The sequence below is a fragment of the Streptomyces sp. SID3343 genome (genome assembly GCF_009865215.1).
Classification (GTDB): Bacteria; Actinomycetota; Actinomycetes; order Streptomycetales; family Streptomycetaceae; genus Embleya.
In genome coordinates, this window is record NZ_WWJX01000069.1 from 1 (window position 1) to 1,743 (window position 1,743).

A 1,743-nucleotide genomic window follows, 5' to 3' on the forward strand; every position below is an offset into this window, starting at 1 on the left:
CGGTACGGCGCCAAGGCGTCGCGGCGCTGCGCCGGCTTCGCGGCGGTCGGCGCGGGGTTGCCGATCCTGGCGAGCGCGCTGACCGCGCCCGGTCCGATGCTGCGTCAGGTGCTGGTGTTCCCCACCGGCAACGGGGCCGTGGCGACCCCGGCGAGCAGCCCGCTGCCCGGCCGGTGGCTCACCGAACTGGGCGCGGTCGGCCGGGCGGCGGACATCGCGCTGCTGGTCTGCGCGGCACTGATCGTGGCGGCCTCGCTGCTGCTGGTGCCACCGGCCGACGCCACGGCGGCGGGCGATCGGTTGGCGCTCGCGTTGAGCGCGGCGTTCCTGCTCGCGCCGGCGGGGCGGTTCGGCTACTTCCTGCTGCCGGCGGTGCTGGTGGCGTGGACGCGATCCGCGGGCCCGGCGCCCGGCCGACACGGCACCGACACCAAGGTCGACACCCCTCCCGTCGCCCCTCCCGCGACACCCCTCTCACAAGCGTCCTACGAAACGGCAGGCCGACGATGACCCGATCCTTCACCCCTTCGCGCCGCGCCGCCCGGACCGCCGGCGGCCTCCGCTGGGCCGCGACCCGGTGGCCCTTCGTGGAGGACGAGGTCGCCGGTCTCGGCGAACTCGTGGCATCCGGTGACGTCTGTCTCGACATCGGCGCCGAATACGGTCTGTACACCTTCGCGCTCGCCGACCTCGTCGGCCCGGCCGGCCACGTGCACAGCGTCGAACCGCTGCCCGGGCCCGCGCGTTGGCTTCGCGCGGGCGTCGCGGCGCTCGGCTGCCGCAACGTCACGGTGCACCGCACCGCCCTGGGTGCCCGTGCCGAGGAGCACGCGGAACTCAGCCTCCCGCGCCGCCGCGGCCTGCCGGTACACGGGCGGGCGTACCTCACCACCGGCGCGGCCGGCCCCGGCCCCAACGCCGAGTTCCGGACCGCGCGGCGCGTGGCCACCGCGGTGCGCACCGTCGACGGGCTGTGCCGGGGGGCGCGGATCGAGAAGGTGCACTTCGTCAAGGCCGACGTCGAGGGCGCCGAGGCCGCCGTGCTGACCGGCGCCGAGGACACGCTGCTTCGCCACCGACCCACGCTGCTCCTGGAGTTGGAGGATCGGCATCTGGCCAAGTACGGCGCGCGGGCTCGCGAACTGGTGGACCGGCTCGCGGGGTTGGGTTATGTGATGCATCGTCGGGTCGCGGGCCGGTGGGAGCCGGTCGACGAGGTCACCGAGGACTGCCGCAACTACCTGTTCCTGAACTGAGCGACCGCCGTTCGCGTAGGCGCGCGTGAACGCGCGTGCGGGTCGACCGGTTTCGCTCCGTGGTACGTCTGTACGTCCCGCCGAAGGGCCGCGCCCGGGACCGGAGCGTCGAGCCGGCGGGTATTCGCCCGGGTCGACATTTTCGAGTGGCGGTCGGTGCGGCTGGGCAATCTCTTCGGAGTACCTCAAGCCCCACGACTCTTCGCGCCCGGGAGCAACGCCCATGACAAGCCACGTCACACTCGGCCGGAGACTGACTCGAATCGCCGGGGTCGAGGTCGACGTCACCGACGACGGCACCGACGCGCGGCTGGTGCGGTGGGCCGACGGACCGATCGTCGACCGGATGCGCACACACGTCGCGGTGGTCCTGGCCGACCTGCGCCGGCGCGACCCGGGTGGACAGGCGCTTGTCCTGCGACGCGACGCGACGCCGCGCGGGTGGGCGGCTCGGGCGATCGCCGCGCAGCGCAAGGGCGCCCTCGCG

General features: G+C 74.4%; 2 protein-coding genes and 1 pseudogene. All 3 read left to right on the forward strand.

The window, feature by feature from the left end; translation table 11 throughout:
* Positions 1–510: pseudogene (locus GT354_RS02670) on the forward strand (hypothetical protein); the annotation flags it as partial.
* Entirely contained in the window at positions 507–1,256 is a 750-nt protein-coding gene (locus GT354_RS02675; protein ID WP_161354530.1) for an FkbM family methyltransferase, read from the forward strand. The pseudogene GT354_RS02670 and the gene GT354_RS02675, both read left to right, overlap by 4 nt.
* 223 nt (positions 1,257–1,479) lie before the next feature.
* On the forward strand, positions 1,480–1,743 hold a 264-nt coding region (locus GT354_RS02680), incomplete at its 3' end, for a hypothetical protein (protein ID WP_161354531.1).